At 67.2% G+C, this 16,096-nt stretch carries 15 protein-coding genes and 1 pseudogene; 6 read left to right on the plus strand and 10 right to left on the minus strand.

Going from position 1 to position 16,096, the window contains the following annotated elements; genetic code table 11:
• The first annotated feature begins 182 nt into the window (after nt 1-182).
• Complete coding sequence (locus ABY44_RS14300; protein ID WP_011353737.1) at nt 183-452, plus strand: hypothetical protein; 270 nt, start codon at nt 183-185, stop codon at nt 450-452.
• A 151-nt stretch (nt 453-603) separates the two neighbouring features.
• Entirely contained in the window at nt 604-1,596 is a 993-nt protein-coding gene (locus tag ABY44_RS14305) for a DedA family protein/thiosulfate sulfurtransferase GlpE (RefSeq protein ID WP_060174031.1), read from the plus strand.
• 52 nt (nt 1,597-1,648) lie between these two features.
• On the opposite strand, the gene ABY44_RS14310 is transcribed toward ABY44_RS14305, so the two are convergent.
• The 7 genes from ABY44_RS14310 to ABY44_RS14340 all read right to left on the minus strand — a co-directional run bounded on the left by ABY44_RS14310 (nt 1,649) and on the right by ABY44_RS14340 (nt 9,522).
• Nucleotides 1,649-3,109: an OprD family porin gene (locus tag ABY44_RS14310; RefSeq protein ID WP_021162448.1), complete on the minus strand. Its 1,461-nt coding sequence runs from the start codon at nt 3,107-3,109 to the stop codon at nt 1,649-1,651.
• Between the two features lie 165 nt (nt 3,110-3,274).
• Nucleotides 3,275-4,294 carry an ABC transporter ATP-binding protein gene (locus tag ABY44_RS14315; protein ID WP_021162449.1) on the minus strand — a complete coding sequence of 340 codons (1,020 nt, stop codon included), beginning with the start codon at nt 4,292-4,294 and terminating at the stop codon, nt 3,275-3,277.
• Complete coding sequence (locus ABY44_RS14320; protein ID WP_021162450.1) at nt 4,291-5,283, minus strand: ABC transporter ATP-binding protein; 993 nt, start codon at nt 5,281-5,283, stop codon at nt 4,291-4,293. The genes ABY44_RS14315 and ABY44_RS14320 overlap by 4 nt, the downstream gene beginning before the upstream one ends.
• Before the next feature lies 1 nt (nt 5,284).
• Nucleotides 5,285-6,187 carry an ABC transporter permease gene (locus tag ABY44_RS14325; protein WP_027790318.1) on the minus strand — a complete coding sequence of 301 codons (903 nt, stop codon included), beginning with the start codon at nt 6,185-6,187 and terminating at the stop codon, nt 5,285-5,287.
• Nucleotides 6,188-6,200: 13 nt separating this feature from the next.
• Nucleotides 6,201-7,139, minus strand: a complete 939-nt coding sequence (locus ABY44_RS14330) for an ABC transporter permease subunit (RefSeq protein ID WP_027790317.1) — start codon at nt 7,137-7,139, stop codon at nt 6,201-6,203.
• An 11-nt stretch (nt 7,140-7,150) separates the two neighbouring features.
• The gene (locus ABY44_RS14335) at nt 7,151-8,761 is read right to left on the minus strand and encodes a peptide ABC transporter substrate-binding protein (RefSeq protein ID WP_060083840.1); all 1,611 of its coding nucleotides are present in this window, start codon (nt 8,759-8,761) and stop codon (nt 7,151-7,153) included.
• 179 nt (nt 8,762-8,940) lie between these two features.
• Nucleotides 8,941-9,522, minus strand: a complete 582-nt coding sequence (locus ABY44_RS14340) for a cupin domain-containing protein (protein WP_021162455.1) — start codon at nt 9,520-9,522, stop codon at nt 8,941-8,943.
• Nucleotides 9,523-10,021: 499 nt separating this feature from the next.
• Here ABY44_RS14340 and ABY44_RS14345 point away from each other — a divergent pair, with 499 nt between their 5' ends.
• Together ABY44_RS14345 and ABY44_RS14350 are read left to right on the plus strand one after the other, a co-directional pair.
• A complete protein-coding gene (locus tag ABY44_RS14345; protein WP_027790315.1) occupies nt 10,022-11,542 on the plus strand; it encodes a peptide MFS transporter in 1,521 nt (506 codons plus the stop codon).
• Nucleotides 11,543-11,659: 117 nt separating this feature from the next.
• A complete protein-coding gene (locus tag ABY44_RS14350; protein ID WP_027790314.1) occupies nt 11,660-11,866 on the plus strand; it encodes a hypothetical protein in 207 nt (68 codons plus the stop codon).
• A gap of 25 nt (nt 11,867-11,891) precedes the next feature.
• On the opposite strand, the gene ABY44_RS14355 is transcribed toward ABY44_RS14350, so the two are convergent.
• From ABY44_RS14355 to ABY44_RS14365, 3 genes are all read right to left on the minus strand, one after another.
• Nucleotides 11,892-13,013 carry an OpgC domain-containing protein gene (locus tag ABY44_RS14355; RefSeq protein ID WP_027790313.1) on the minus strand — a complete coding sequence of 374 codons (1,122 nt, stop codon included), beginning with the start codon at nt 13,011-13,013 and terminating at the stop codon, nt 11,892-11,894.
• 407 nt (nt 13,014-13,420) lie between these two features.
• Nucleotides 13,421-14,320: an EamA family transporter RarD gene (rarD, locus tag ABY44_RS14360; protein WP_060174032.1), complete on the minus strand. Its 900-nt coding sequence runs from the start codon at nt 14,318-14,320 to the stop codon at nt 13,421-13,423.
• Nucleotides 14,321-14,336: 16 nt separating this feature from the next.
• Entirely contained in the window at nt 14,337-14,633 is a 297-nt protein-coding gene (locus ABY44_RS14365; RefSeq protein ID WP_060174033.1) for an acylphosphatase, read from the minus strand.
• Between the two features lie 164 nt (nt 14,634-14,797).
• Between ABY44_RS14365 and hpnA the strand changes: the two genes are divergently transcribed.
• On the plus strand, nt 14,798-15,805 hold the full coding sequence (gene hpnA, locus ABY44_RS14370) for a hopanoid-associated sugar epimerase (protein WP_011353724.1): 1,008 nt from the start codon (nt 14,798-14,800) through the stop codon (nt 15,803-15,805).
• 108 nt (nt 15,806-15,913) lie between these two features.
• Nucleotides 15,914-16,096 (plus strand): annotated as a pseudogene (locus tag ABY44_RS14375) (phage tail protein); the annotation flags it as partial.

A 16,096-nucleotide genomic window follows, 5' to 3' on the forward strand; every position in this document is an offset into this window, starting at 1 on the left:
CCCCGATCCGGCGCAAACGCCCGCCCCGCGCGGCTCAAACATCAGAAGGATCGATGGTTCAGCCCTCATTTCAGCTTGCGAAAATGCTCCGACTTGCGGCCCGTTCGCGTTAAACTGCGTCGAGCTGTATTCAACAAAGACATCTTCGCCACTACGGCATCCACGATACGAGGATAGGTTCGATGCGCACTACCGGCTCATCCGGGGCAATGACCCTGCTCACCGAACACGACCCGGCCGACGGCCGCGAACTGCGCTCGCTCCGGCTCGAGGCAACCGGCGACGGCAAAAGCGTGCTGCTGATCGAGATCGACGAACGCAAGCCCGGCATCCATCGCGAAGTCCGCTACGAGATCACGCCGGCCGAACTGATCGCGGCGATCCGCTCGCACGGCGCCGAGCTGCCCGGCGAAAACCATGGCGCCGCGTCGCTCGCCCGCACCTCCTCCTGATTTCGAACGGTGAGCCGCTCGCAGCGCGCCGGCTCACCGCGCCCCTGCCGCCGTCAGGCGCTTTCCGTCATTCCCGCCGTTGTCTTGAAAAAGGCCGATAATCGGCCCATCTGCGTTTCCTGTCCACGCATGTCCTTTTCGGCCAGCCGTCATGCTCCGTGACCTCGTCGCCCAATACGGGCCGCTTCTCGTCTTCGCCAACGTGCTCGCGGCGGCCATCGGCCTGCCGGTGCCCGCGATGCCGACGCTCGTGCTGTTCGGCGCGATGTCCGCGATGCATCCCGAGATGATCGGCTCGCAACTGGTGACGGTGGTGGCGCTGTCGGTGCTCGGCGCATTGATCGGCGACACCGTGTGGTACGTCGCCGGGCGCCGTTACGGCGGCACGACGCTGAAGACGATCTGCCGGCTGTCGCTGTCGCGCGATACCTGCGTGAGGAAGACCGAACGCTTCTTCGGCCGCTACGGCGTGCGCGTGCTCGCGGTCGCGCGCTTCATTCCCGGGTTGTCGCTGGTATCGGTGCCGATGGCCGGTGCGCTCGGCACGCGCTACCGCACGTTCGCCGGCTACGATGCCCTCGGCGCCGCACTGTGGACGATCGTCGGCCTGGTGGCCGGGCTGGTGTTCTACCGGCAGATCGACTGGCTGTTCGCCGGCGCGAGCCGCCTCGGCCGCGCGGTGCTGCTGGTGATCGTCGCGCTGCTCGCCGTGTATGCGGCCATCCGCTGGATGCGCCGCCGCGCGCTGATCCGCCAGCTGGCCAATGCGCGGATCAGCGTCGACGAACTCGACCAGCTGCTGCGCGACGCCACCGCGCCCGTCGTGCTCGACGTGCGCTCGCCCGAGCACCGCAAGCTCGACCCGTTCACGATTCCCGGCGCGCAATTCGCCGACGATCGCCAGATCGGCGACATCGTCGCGCGCTATCCGCTCTCGCAGAAGTTCGTCGTGTACTGCTCGTGCCCGAACGAAGTGACGGCGGCCCTGATGGCGAAGCGCCTGCTCGACGCAGGCTTCACCGATGCGCTCGCGCTGCGCGGCGGCCTCGACGCCTGGCGCGATACGGGCCGCCAGCTCACGTCGCTCGTGGAAGACATGCCGGCCGCGAACGATCCGGTCGCGGGGCTGCACAAGCCGGCCTGATCGTTTCGATCGAAAGCCGGCCGTGCGAAGCGGGGGCGCATGCCCCCTTCGATCAGAACGCGTGCAGCGGCAGGTTCACGACCAGGCGGTACTCGGTGTTCGTCGCGTCCGAGTAGTGCGCCGAACCGGCGTGCCACATCGCGATGAACGTGACCTTCGTGTCCTTCAGCTTGCCGCTCTGGAACGTGTACGACGGGATGAAGCCGAACTCGTGGTGACGGCCCTGCACCGGCGCGCCGTTGCTCCAGTAGATGCTCGACTTGCTCGGATCGAGCGCCGCGCTCGCGCTGCCGTCCGCGCCCCAGCCCGTCACGCCCCAGACCATCGCCTTGAAGCCCGGCAGGCCCGCTTCCTTGCCGTAGAACGTGTAACGCAGCTGCAGCGACTTTTCGTGCGGCGCGTTGTAGTCGACGTCCATCGAGTTGGTCAGGAAGATGCCGTTCGTTTCGTTCAGGTAGTCGAAGAACTGGTCGCCGAGCACCTGCTGGAAGCCGAGCAGCAGCTCGTGCGGGCCGTGCTGCGCGGCCAGCGACAGGCTGTACGCGTTGTTGTTGATCTTGCCTTGCAGCGCATCGCCCGTGTCGTGCGTCGAGTAGACGTTGCCGAAGCCCGTCCACTTGATCGTCTGCGGGCTGCCGATGCTGTGCTTCACCGACGCGTAGTACTGGTGCCACACGTCGTCGGCCTGGTTCGCGTACAGCGCGATTTCGCCGTTCGGCGAGTAATCCCACGTGCCGCCGACGTACGACAGGCGATTGATGCGCGTGCCGCCGTATTGCGTCGTCAGGTTGGTGAGCGTCGTGTGACCGCGCGCGTCGGTCTTCGTGAAGCTGCCGGCCTCGAGCATCACGTTCTTGAATTCATTGCTGACGAGTGTCGCGCCGAGGAACGTCGGCGGCAGCGCACGGTTGTCGTGCTGCTCCATGAACGGGTTGTCGACGGCCTGCAGACCGTACTTGACCACCGTGTTCGAGATGCGCGCCTTCACGTCGTAGATGCCGGGGTAGGCCCATGCGAGCTGGTTGCCGCCACCGCCGCCCTTCGCGATGTGCACCATGCTGCCGGCGCCCTGGCCGCCGTCGAGCTTCAGCGCCGCATACAGCGACGCATCGAAGCCGATACCGATCAGGCCCGTCGTATAGCCCGACTCGAAGTTCGCCATCGCGCCCTGGACCCACGCGTGGCGATGCGGGCCGCCCTTGGCGTCGAGCACGTCCGCATAGTTGCGGAACAGGAAGTTGAGGTGGCTGTCGGCAATGAAACCCTTCGACTGCGACTGGGCCGACGGCTCGTCGGGCGGCGTGACGGCCTGGGTCGCTTCGGCGTTGACAATGGCGTTCGGGGTCGTTGCCTGCGCAACGGTCGTGCCCGGTGCGGCCTGGGCGACCGTCAGCGGTGCGGGGGCCGCGTCGTCGGCGTGCGCGACGCCCGTCAGCGAGACACCGGCGAGTGCCGGCAGCCCCCATGCGAGCAGCATTTTCGATGCCGTCCCGATCGTCTTCTGTTTCTTCATCGTAATTCTCGTCTTGTGTTGATATCGTCCACGCCGGCTGCGATCCGCTCCCGGCCCCCCGGCGCGCCCGGTTAAGGACGCGCCTGTACCCGCGGCGCGAAGATCGTTCGCGCCGCACCTACCCCTGTTGACCTGCCTTGGTTATGTTTGCTGCGTCACTTCAGCTCACGCCACACCCGCGCGGATGCACGCGACACGCGCTGCCGACCCCTGCCGAACTTCCGGCAGCGGCACGTCCTGCGCGCACGCATCGATCGCGACCGGGCAGCGCGTGCGGAACGCACAGCCGGACGGCGGGTTGAGCGGCGAGGGCATCTCGCCCGCCAGCAGCATCGGGCGGCGAGCACGCTCGCGCGCCGGCTCCGGCGTCGGCGCCGCATCGAGCAGCGCCTTCGTGTACGGGTGTTGAGGGACGCCGTACACGTCATGCCGCGTGCCGAACTCCATCACGCGACCGAGATACATCACGAGCACACGCTGGCTGATCGCCTTCACCACGGCGAGATCGTGTGCAACGAACAGATAGGACAACGACAGTTCGCGTTGAAGATCGCGCAGCAGGTTCACGATCTGCGCCTGGATCGACACGTCGAGCGCCGATACGGGTTCGTCGCAGATCACGAGCTTCGGCTCGCTGATCAGCGCGCGCGCGATGCCGACGCGCTGGCACTGCCCGCCGGAAAATTCATGCGGATAACGCAGCAGGTGATGCGCGTTCAGGCCGACGCGTTCGAGCATCGTGACCACGCGGCGGCGCACCTCGGTGCGGCCGAGGCCGGCCTGGTGCGTGACGAGCGGCTCCGCGACAACCTGTTCGATCGTCATGCGCGGATCGAGCGACGCGAGCGGATCCTGGAAGATCATCTGCACTTCGCGCCGCATCGCGGTGCCGCGCAGGTGATCGGGCGCCACGGCTTCGCCGCGCCATTTCACGGCGCCCGCCGTCATCGGCACGAGCCCGATCAGCGCACGCGCGAGCGTCGACTTCCCGCAGCCCGATTCGCCGACGAGCCCGACGGTCTCGCCGCGCTTCACGTCGAACGACACGCCGTCGACGGCGCGCAGCGTGCCCTTCGGCGACCACGGATAGCCGCCGAGCGGCACGCGGAAATGCACTTTCAGCCCATCGACGGACAGCAGCGTGTCGTCCGTCGCGCCGGTATTGCGGCGTTCATCGACGCTCATCGCAGACCTCCCGTCATATCGGCCACGGGGCGGTGGCATGCGCGCACCGCGCCCACGGCGCCATAGGTTTCGAGCGCGGGGCGCGCCGCGCCGCAGCGTTCTTCCGCGTACGTGCAGCGCTTCGCGAACGCGCAGCCGGCCGGCGCGGTGCCGGGCATCGGCGGATTGCCGGGAATCGCGACGAGCGGCGCATCGTCCGCGTCGGTCAGGCGCGGCAGCGCGTTGAGCAGGCCGATCGTGTACGGATGCGACGGCGCCGCGAAAATCGATTCGGCCGGCGCGTATTCGACGGTGCGGCCCGCATACATGACCATCACGTCGTCCGCGAGGCCCGCGACCACGCCCATGTCGTGCGTGATCAGCACGATCGCCGTGCCGCGCTCGCGGTTCAGCTCGCGCAGCAGGTCGATGATCTGCGCCTGCACGGTCACGTCGAGCGCGGTGGTCGGCTCGTCGGCGATCAGGATCTCCGGCTCGGACAGCAGCGCCATCGCGATCATCACGCGCTGGCGCATCCCGCCCGAGAACTCGTGCGGATACATGCGGATGCGGCGCGCCGCGTCCGGGATACGCACCGATTCGAGCGCCTCGATCGCGCGCTTCGTGGCTTCCCTGCGCGACAGCTTGCGATGCAGCTGCAGCGTCTCGGTCATCTGCCGCTCGATCGTCAGGAACGGATTGAGCGACGTCATCGGGTCCTGGAAAATCATCGCGATCCGGTCGCCGCGCACCTTGTTCAGCGCGCGCGCATCCATCTCGAGCAGGTTGTCGCCGCGATAGCGCGCGGCGCCCGTCGTCGTGCCGTTGCCGGCCAGCAGGCCGAGCAGCGCCATCACGGTCTGGCTCTTGCCCGAGCCCGATTCGCCGACGATGCCGAGCGTCTTGCCGGCTTCGAGCGAGAACGACACGCCGCTCACGGCGTCGACCGGCGGCGCGTCCTTGCGCGTGAAGCGCACGCCGAGGTTGTCTACTTCCAGCAGTGCACCCATTTCAGCGATCCTTCGGGTCGAGCGCGTCACGCAGGCCATCGCCGACGAAGTTCACGCAGTAGAGCGTCACGCACAGCATGACGGCCGGGGCCAGCAGCAGCCACGGCATCGATTCCAGTTTCTGCGCGCCGTCCTGGATCAGCACGCCCCAGCTCGTCATCGGTTCCTGCACGCCGAGGCCGAGGAACGACAGCACCGATTCGGTCAGCACGATGCCCGGCACCGAGACCGTCGCGTACACGACGACCACGCCGAGCAGGTTCGGCACCACGTGGCGCCGCACGATCGTGGCCGGCGACACGCCGATCGCGCGCGCCGCATCGACGAACTCGCGGCTGCGCAGCGACAGCGTCTGGCCGCGCACGACACGCGCCATGTCGATCCACGAGAACGCGCTGATGGTCAGCACGACCAGCATGAACGAGCGGCCGAACAGGGTCATCATCAGGATCGCGATCAGCAGGTACGGGATCGCGTACATCATGTCGACGACGCGCATCATCACGGCATCGGTGCGGCCGCCCGCGAAGCCCGCGGTCGCACCCCACGCGACGCCGAACAGGCCCGACACGAGCGTGCCGAGCAAGCCGACCTCGATCGACACGCGTCCGCCGATCAGCGTGCGCACGAGCAGGTCGCGGCCGAGCTCGTCGGTACCGAACCAGTGCTGGTTGGCCCAGGTCGGCGGCAGGCTGATCGCGCCCCAGTCGCTCGCGGCCGGGTCGGCGGTCAGCAGCCACGGGCCGACGAAACACGCGATCGTGATCAGCGCGAGCAGCACGAGGCTGAACACGGCCGCACGGTTGTGAAGGAAGCGCGCCATGGCAAGCGCGAGCGGCGAGCGCGAACGCGGCGGCGTGTCGGTCTGCACGGGCAGGCCGACGACGGGAGTAGTCGGAGTCATCGCAGTGCCTCGCTCAATAACGGATGCGCGGATCGAGCCACGCGTACGCGAGGTCGACCAGCAGGTTGAACAGCACGGCGCAGACGGTGGTCAGCACGACGAGGCCGAGCACGAGCGTGTAGTCGCGGTTGATCGCACCGTTCACGACGAGCTGGCCGAGGCCCGGCAGCGCGAACACCGATTCGGTGACGACGGCCGCGGTGATCGACGAGATGCAGACCGTGCCGACCAGCGACACGACCGGCATCAGCGCGGGCTTCAGCGCGTGGCGCAGCACGATCGTCGAGCCCGGCAGGCCCTTCGCGCGCGCGGTGCGGATGTAGTTGCTCGACAGCGTCTCGATCATCGAGCCGCGCATCACGCGCGCGAGCAGCGACATGTTGATGAAGGTCAGCAGCACGATCGGCAGCAGCCGGTACTGCCAGCCGCCGTCGCCCCAGCCGCCCGCCGGCAGCCAGCCGTTACCGGCCGACGTCTTCAGCAGGATCGCGAAGATCCACACGAGCACGGGGCCGAGCACGAACGGCGGCACGACGTTGCCGATGTTGCCGATCAGCATCACGATGCGGTCGATGAAGCTGTCGCGGCGCACGGCCGCGACGGTGCCGAGCAGCACGCCGAGCCCGATCGAGATCGGGATCGACAGGCCGCCCACGCCGAGGCTCACCGGCAGCGCCTTGCGCACCAGGTCGTTCACGGACCAGTCGACGTAACGGAACGACGGACCGAGATCGCCGTGCAGCAGCGCGTTCAGGTACATCAGGTACTGCTTCCACAGCGGCTGGTCGAGGTGATACTTCGCGTTCAGGTTCGCGAGCGTCGCCGCGGACAGCTGCTTTTCCGTATCGAACGGGCCACCGGGCGTCAGGTGCAGCAGCAGGTAGCAGACGGTGACGACCGCGAGGATCGTCGGCACCGCCCACAACGTACGCCTCAATGCGTAGGCCAGCATGATCGCTCCGCTCAGTGCTTGATCACGTACATGTCCTGCGACGCACGCATGTCGATCACGTTCTTCAGCGAGTAGCCACCGACGTACGGCTTCACGAGACGGTCGGCCGAATACTGGAACAGCGGCACCATCGGCGTGTCGTTCAGTGCGAGATCGTGTGCCTGCGTGAGCAGCGCGGCACGCGCCTTGTCGTCGAGCTTCTGGTTGCCTTCGTCGACGAGTGCGTCTACCTGCTTGTTGCAGTAGCCGACGGTGTTCTGCGCGCTGCCGCAACGCAGCAGGTCGAAGAACGTCATCGCGTCGTTGTAGTCGGCGAACCAGCCGTCGCGCGCGATCTGCACCTTGCCGTCATGGCGCTGCTTCATCAGCACCTTGAACTCGACGTTCTCGAGCTTCGTGTTGATGCCGAGCTTGGTACGCCATTCGGACGCCGCGAACAGCGCGACCTTCTTGTGCAGGTCGTTGGTGTTGTAGGTCAGCGTGAACGACAGCGGCTTCGCGTCCGAATAGCCGGCCTGCTTCAGCAGGTCCTTCGCGGTCGAGACACGCTTGGCCATCGGCCACGACGCCCAGTCCGGCGTGAACGGCTGCACGCCCTTCGTGCCGTTCGGCATCAGGCCGTACATCGGCTTCTCGCCGGCCTGCGTGAGCTTCTGGGTCAGCACGTCGCGATCGAGCACCATCGATAGCGCCTGGCGCACGCGCTTGTCCTTCAGTGCCGGATCGCTGTTGTTCAGGTAGTAGTAGTACGTCGCGAGCTGCAGGCCCTGGCGCAGTTCGCCGCCGAACTGCTTGCTGACCTGCTGGAAGATCCCCGACGGGATCGAGTAGCTGTAGTCGATCTGGCCGGCCTGGTACATGCGCATCGCCGTCTCGTCGCTCTCGATCGGCAGGTACGTGACCTTGTTGATCACGACCTTCGGCGCATTCCAGTATTTCGCATCCTTCGAGATCACGATGCGGTTGTTCGGCTGCCAGTCGACGAGCTGGTAGGCGCCGTTGCTGACGATGTTGCCCGGGCGCGTCCATGCATCGCCGAGCTTCGTCACCGTGTCCTTGTTCACCGGTGCCAGCGGCACCATCGCGGTGAGCTCGGGGAAGAACGCGACCGGCACGTCGGTCGTCACTTCCAGCGTGTACGGGTCGACGGCGCGCACGCCGAGCGTCGACGGCGCGGCCTTGCCCGCGATGATGTCCTTCGAGTTCTTCACGAACTCGACGAGGATCGTGTACTTCGAGCCCGTCTTCGGATCGACGAGGCGCTGCCATGCATAGACGAAATCGGCGGCCGTCACCGGCTGGCCGTTGCTCCACTTCGCGTCGCGGCGAAGCTTGAAGATCCACGTCGTCGGCGTCTTGCGTTCCCACGACAGCGCGACACCCGGCACGACCTGGCCGGCTGCGTCGATGCGCGCCAGCCCTTCGAACAGGTCGAGGCCGATCGTGTTGCCGGTCCACGATTCGATGTGCGCCGGGTCGAGCGACTCGACTTCGGCAGGCACCTGGCGCGTCAGGTCCTGTTGAGGAGCGAGCGCGACGTTCGACGGAACGGAAACGGCGTGGGCGACAGGCGTCAGGGCGAGCGCGGCCAGCACGGCCGACATGGCATGCAAGGATTTCATCGTGGCAGTCTTGAGAAGGGTTGTTCGGTGAGCGTCGCGCGGCGGATGCCGCGGCTTACGCGTGAGACGCTGACGGGCGCAGCGATTGAGGAGGCCCGTGATTCTCGTATTGCATTTTAGTATTCCTTACGTTTCTTTCGACAGGTATTCCGTCTTCGAAACGAAGGAATACCTGTGCGTTAGAACAGCCTCGGCGTACCGACCCAGACCACCACCGACTCGATCTTCGCGGTGTTGACCCAGCTGTGCGGGACCGTCGACTGATAGTGCGAACTGTCACCGGCCTGCAGGACGAACGTCTTGCCTTCCAGCGTCAGCGACACTTCCCCTTCAATCACATACAGGAACTCCTCTCCTGCATGTGTCGTCACCTCAGACCGCTTCTGCCCCGGCGGCATCCTCACGAGGATCGCCTCCAGCTGGCGCCCTTCGGACACGTTCGTCAGCCTCGCGAACAGGTTCGCCGAATCGGCAAACCCGAAGAAGCGCAGCTGCTCGCCTCGGCAGACCGAGCGTTCCTCGCTCGGCGTATCCACGAAGTACTGCACCGTCACACCGAGCGCGTGCGCGATACCGGCCAACGATGTCAGCGACGGCGACGCGAGCCCGCGTTCGACTTGAGACAGAAACGGCTTCGAAATCCCCGCGGCGGTAGCGGTGTCGTCGAGCGTGCGCTTGAGTCGTTGGCGCAACGCGCGAATCTTGCTGCCCAGAGCGGCGGCAGCGTCTGCGGACCGCGAGTTTTCAGTGGGGGGAACCATAGCAGGCCGAAAAGTGATCGTCAAAAAATGTTTGATGGAAAATAACTAAGTTAGAACGATATAGCTTAGTCTTCGGGTTCGCACCCGTCTTCGGTGTTGAGCCCGGTGCACTAAACGGGACACGAAGCGAGCGAAACGACGCGCTATCTTGCCAGACTCGCCGGCTTCACAGGCAAGCTGCAAGCGGCTCTCCGGGAATATTCGGAGAGCCGGCATGAAAGCTTACAAGTAAATGATGAGACGAATGTTCCTGAAAGCTACTGCCACATTAGGAGTTTCCCTAAGTGGCGGATACCAGACGCACCGGACCGGCTGCCGTTACCATGCGCGCGCCGGTCGGGGCCCCTCCCCGCCACACCAGGCGGAGTCAGGCCCCGGCCCGGGCTAACCGCCCGACTGTTCCATCGCCAGCGCAAAGCTTACCCGGCCCATTGTGCATCGGCGCCAGTTCGACCCCAAGACGACGCGCGATCCGTGCCGTCCGTTTCAAACGAGATTGATGATGCAACCACCTGTTTCACAAACCCGATCGTTCACGACGGTCTTCCTCATCGAAATGTGGGAGCGTTTCGGCTACTACGGCATGGCCGCGCTCCTGGTCCTCTTCATGGTCGACCGGCTCGGTTTCACCGACAGCCATGCGAACCTGACCTGGGGTGCGTTTACCGCACTCGTCTATGCCGCGCCGTCGATCGGCGGCTGGATCGGCGACAAGGTGCTCGGCGCCCGCCGCACGATGATCATCGGCGCGTCCGTGCTCTGCGCCGGCTACCTGATGCTGTCGGTACCGAACGACCAGCTGACGTACATGTACGCGTCGCTCGGCGTGATCGTCGTCGGCAACGGCCTGTTCAAGGCCAACGCGGCGAACCTCGTGCGCCGCATCTATGAAGGCGACGACGCGCGCATCGACAGCGCGTTCACGATCTACTACATGGCGGTCAACATCGGCTCGACGGTGTCGATGCTCGCGACGCCGTGGATCAAGGATCACTGGGGCTGGCACACCGCGTTCGCGGTCTGCTGCGGCGGCATGCTGCTCGCGATCCTCAACTTCATGCTGATGCATCGCACGCTCGCACACGTCGGCTCGCTGCCCGACGACCAGCCGATCCGCTGGAAGCGCCTCGGCGCGGTCGCCCTGGGCGGTGTCGGGCTCGCGCTGGTCACGCTGTACGTGCTGCAGCACAAGCAGCTCGCCGTCGCCAGCGTGTGGACGGCGGCGTTCGCGATCCTCGCGATCTTCGCGTACATGATCGCGAAGTCGGAGCGCTCGGAGCGCGCCGGCCTGATCGCGGCGCTCGTGCTGATCGGCCAGGTGATCCTGTTCTTCATCTTCTACGTGCAGATGTCGACGTCGCTGACGCTGTTCGCGCTGCGCAACGTCGATCCGCGCTTCATGCTGTTCGGCACGACGCTGTTCACGTGGAGCGCCGCGCAGTTCCAGGCGCTGAACCCGATCTGGATCATGCTGCTCAGCCCGGTGCTCGTGTGGGTCTACAACGCCGTCGCGAAGGGCGGCCGTGACCTGCCGGTCGCCGCGAAGTACGCGCTCGGCTTCGGCGCAGTGGCCGCGGGCTACCTGGTGTTCACGATCAGCGGCCGCTTTGCGGTGGACGGCCGCGTGTCGTCGTGGTTCATGGTGTGGGGCTACGGCCTCTACTCGCTCGGCGAACTGCTGGTGAGCGGCCTCGGCCTCGCGATGATCGCCCGCTACGTGCCGGCGCGCATGAGCGGCTTCATGATGGGTGCGTACTTCGTCGCGACGGGCGTGTCGCAGTATCTGGGCAGCGTCGTCGCGAACTTCGCGCAGATGCCGTCGCACGAACTGCCGGCCACCGAATCGCTGCCGCTCTACCTGTCGCTGTTCGAGAAGCTCGGCTGGCTCGCCGCGATCGGCATGCTGCTCGCGCTGCTGCTGCTGCCGCTGATGAACCGCCTGTCGCGCCAGCACCAACGTTGTGCGGAAGAGCGCCGCGAGGAATCGCTGCAGGCGCAGGGTGCCGCCACGGCCCAGTAAGGACTATCCCTCGGCGTGCGGCCTGCACGCCACATTCTCCCGCCGGTTGCGCGATTGCGTCCTACACTGGTTGCAAAGCAGTGCATCCGCCGCGATGCGCGCTGGCGGGAGAAGACCATGAAAAGCAAGACCACGAGGCTCCTCCGGATCCTCTCGGACATCCGGTACGCGCAGCGATGCACTGCGCTGCGCGCCGCCCGGGCAGCAGCCGAAGCCGACGCGGTACTCGCGGAACGCGACGATCCGGCGCCCGACGAGCGCGACGACGCCGAATCCGACGACCCCACCGCCGTTCCCCGCTCCCGTATCGGCTCACCTCACTGACGCCGCGCCGCACGTTCCGCGCCGCTCACGCGGCCGCACCGCGCCACCGCGCGATCCACGTTCCCGAACCGGCCACGGCCATCATCAGCCCGAGCGCGCACGCGTCGGCCACGAGACCCACGCCGACGTGCCGCAGGTCGGCACTGCCCACGACCGGATGCAGGAGCGAATCGATGACGAGCGAGATCGCCGCGCCCGCGACGAAGCAGATCAGCCCGCGCTGGCCCACGGCCACGACCGGCCGCACGCCCTGCGCGATCCGCGCGATCCAGCCGAAGCGCACGCAATCGGCCATCAGCCACGCGATGGCCGCGAAGCTCACGACGCGCGGCAGCGCGAGATCGCGCTTGAACACGCCTTCCGGCAGCGGCAGCCCCGAGAACAGCTTGTAGCTCGCGCAGCCGAGCACGACCGCGCAGGCCAGCCCGGTCGCCGCGGCCCCCCAGCGACCGAGCGCGATGCGCCGGTAGAACGGCTGGCAGCGCGCGAGCACGCCGGCGACGAACATCAGTTGCCACGCGAACGGATTGAAACTCCAGCGGAATCCGTCGGTGTCCAGCAGCTCGGGGCCGAGCCAGCCCGCCGCGATCCACGACGCGACGCCGAGCGCGACGAGCAGCCACGGATGCCGGCGCGCGAACGGCACGAGCACCGGCGACGCGAGCGCGAACAGCACGTACATCGGCAGCACCGACGCGAGATAGGGCTGGCGCTGGAACGTCAGCAGTTCGGCAAGGCCCGTGAGCGGCGAGGCGAGCATCACGCTGACGTCGTCGAGCGCGAGGTTCGGCGCATCGATCCCGTAATGGTCGAGCACGGCCGACACGACGAGCATCAGCGTCGAGGTTGCGAGAAACGCGCGGTAGATCTGCATCGCGCGGCGCACGAACCGCCGTTGCGCGGCGCGCGCGCCGTGCCGTTCGGCGATCGCGCCATAGGCGCTCGCGGTCGCGAAACCGCCGAGAAAGACGAAGACCTCGGCCGCGTCGCACAGCGCGAACGCGTGCAGCGTGACGCGCGACAGCACGCTCGCGCCGATGTGATCGACGACGATCATCAACAGCACGATGCCGCGGAAGAAATCGACTTCGATCAGACGGCCGCCGCGCGGCGGCCGAGCGGTGGCGGGCGGCACGCTCAACGACATGAGCGCACCCGCACGACGGCGGTGCGGCACGCACCGGGGAATGGATCGGGAAGAAGAAGGCGCGCGGGATCAGCCGCGATACGCGTATGCCCGCATCGCGCCAACCCGGCCGGCCAGGCACGGAGAGGACCGTTCATTGAAAGGCTGCATACGAAGGGAAGTCGGTGAGGCCAGTCTAGTAGCCGATCAGGAGAGACCCTAAGTAACAAAGTGCAACCGAATCTTCTGTTCGATTACACGCGCGAGCCTTGTGATGCGAAGCAGGCAGCGTCGCCAGATTCGCGCCAGCGCGACGCCAGTTTGCGGTCAGCATCGACGGGTTCGACCGCCGGGCGATGACGATGCCGATGCGATATGCGCCACGTTCCGCGCCGCCGCCGCGTCGCGATCGACGCCTATCCGCGTGCCTATCCGCGCACGGGCAGGCGCCGCATCAGCATGGCGCTGTGCCACGCGGTCAGCGCAACGGCGACCCAGATCGGCCCGTACGTCGCGAGCTTCGCGACGCTCAGCGTTTCGCCGAGCAGCAACAGCGACACCGCGACGAGCAGCACGGGCTCGACGTAGCCGAGAATTCCGAACAGGGCCATCGGCAGCATCCGGCTGGCCTTCAGGTAGCTCGCGAGCGCGAGCGTGCTCAGCACGCCGAGCCCCGGCAGCAGCGCGGCCCACAGCACGGGATGGCCGGCCACGCGCGTCGCGCTCGTCGCGACCATCGCGAACGCGACCGGGCACAGCAGCGCGATCTCGACCGCGAACGCGGCGAGCGAATCGGCGTTGATCCGCCGGCGCAGCACGAAATACGGCGGATAACCGAGCGCGACGACGAGCGTCGGCCACGCGAACGCGCGCGTTGCCCACACTTCGTGCGCGACGCCGAGCGCGGCGCACGCGACCGCCGTCCATTGCAGCGGATCGAGCCGTTCGTGATAGTAGAAGCGGCCGACGAGCACCATCGTCAGCGGCAACAGGAAATAACCGAGCGACACTTCGAGCATGCGCCCGTGCAGCGGCGCCCACAGGAACAGCCACAACTGCAATCCGAGCAGCGCGGCGCTCACGGGCACCGCGATCAGCAGGCGCCAGTCGCGCACGCTGCGCCGAAGGAGGTCGACGAGCGCCGGCCAGCGGCCGCGCAGCGCGATCAGCGCGAGCGCGCCCGGTGCGGTCCACAACACGCGCCACGCGAAGATGTCGAGCCCCGTGAGCGGCGCGAGCAGTTTCGCGTAGGCGGACATCAGCGCGAACAGCGTCGATGCCGCCACCGACAGCATGAGGCCGCGCCCGGCCTCCGGATACCCCGTCATGATCGTTCCGTGCCGCTTACTGCTGCTGGAAGCGCTCGAAGCGCTTCTCGGTCCGGCGTTCCTCGAACGTCACCTCGGTCACGCGCGCGGCCGGCGGCCCGTGACGCAGCCACGCGAGCATCCGGTCGATCTGCGCGCCGGGGCCCTGGATCATCGCTTCGACGGTGCCGTCCTCGAGATTCGCGACCCAGCCGCGCAGCTTCAGCGCATGCGCCTCGCGCACCGTCGCATGCTGGAAGCCGACGCCCTGCACGACGCCGCGCACCCGTACGTAGTAGGTCTCGATCCGTTCGTCCAGTTCATTGCGGCTCATCGCGTCGTCCTCCCGTTGCGTTCAAGCCCGGCATTGTAGTCGCGTCGGCCGCTTCGTACATGCCCGCACCCGTCGCGGCCTTGCGCCGCCGCGCGCGCCGACCACGTACAATCTCGCCGACGCTCAACCGCCGCGCCGCCCGCGCGCGGCCCTGAAGGAAACGCATGACTGATACCTCCCGCGATCTCGTTCTCGTCACCGGCGCGTCCGGTTTCGTCGGCTCGGCCGTCGCGCGCATCGCGCAGCAGAAAGGCTATGCGGTGCGCGTGCTCGTGCGCCCGACCAGCCCGCGCACGAACGTGGCGGATCTCGACGCCGAGATCGTCACCGGCGACATGCGCGACGAGGCGTCGATGCGCGCCGCGCTGCGCGGCGTGCGCTACCTGCTGCATGTCGCGGCCGACTACCGGCTGTGGGCGCCCGATCCCGACGAGATCGAGCGCGCGAACCTCGAGGGGGCGGTCGCGACGATGCGCGCGGCACGCGCGGAAGGCGTCGAGCGGATCGTCTACACGAGCAGCGTCGCGACGCTGAAGGTGACGAGTGCCGGCGATCCGTCCGACGAAAACCGGCCGCTCACGGCGGAACAGGCGATCGGCGTCTACAAGCGCAGCAAGGTGCTCGCGGAACGCGCGGTCGAACGGATGATCGCCGACGAAGGGCTGCCGGCCGTGATCGTCAATCCGTCGACGCCGATCGGCCCGCGCGACGTGAAGCCGACGCCGACCGGCCGCATCATCGTCGAGGCCGCGCTCGGCAAGATTCCGGCGTTCGTCGACACGGGGCTGAACCTCGTGCACGTCGACGACGTCGCGCACGGCCACTTCCTCGCGCTCGAGCGCGGCCGGATCGGCGAGCGCTACATCCTCGGCGGCGAGAACCTGCCGCTGCAGCAGATGCTCGCCGACATCGCGCAGATGACGGGCCGCAAGGCGCCGACGATCGCGCTGCCGCGCTGGCCGCTGTACCCGCTCGCAGTCGGCGCGGAAGCGGTCGCGAAGTTCACGAAGAAGGAGCCGTTCGTCACCGTGGACGGGCTGCGGATGTCGAAGAACAAGATGTATTTCACGTCCGCGAAGGCCGAGCGCGAGCTCGGCTACCGTGCGCGCCCGTACCGCGAAGGGCTGCGCGATGCGCTCGACTGGTTCGGCTCCGCAGGCTACCTGAAGTAACACAAAGCGGCGTACTTCACGCCGCTTTGCGCACTTTGTTACACGTCGCGCACGGCCCGGCACCGGCGCAGCGGTTAAAATCGCGGGTCTTACGCAGAGAAGACACGCATGAACCTGAACGATCAGATCGCTTCGCTCACCGTGGGCGTCGATCAGCTCCTCCACGATCACCACGCCGCGCAGCAGGCGGCCCGCAGCGCGGAAGCCTTCGCGCGCGCCGCAGCAGCGGAAGCCCGGGCCGCGGCAGAGCGTCACGCCGCCGCGGAAACCGAAGCGCAGGCCGCCGCGCAA

This window comes from Burkholderia sp. ZZQ-2, assembly GCF_050768715.1.
Lineage (GTDB): Bacteria > Pseudomonadota > Gammaproteobacteria > Burkholderiales > Burkholderiaceae > Burkholderia > Burkholderia cepacia.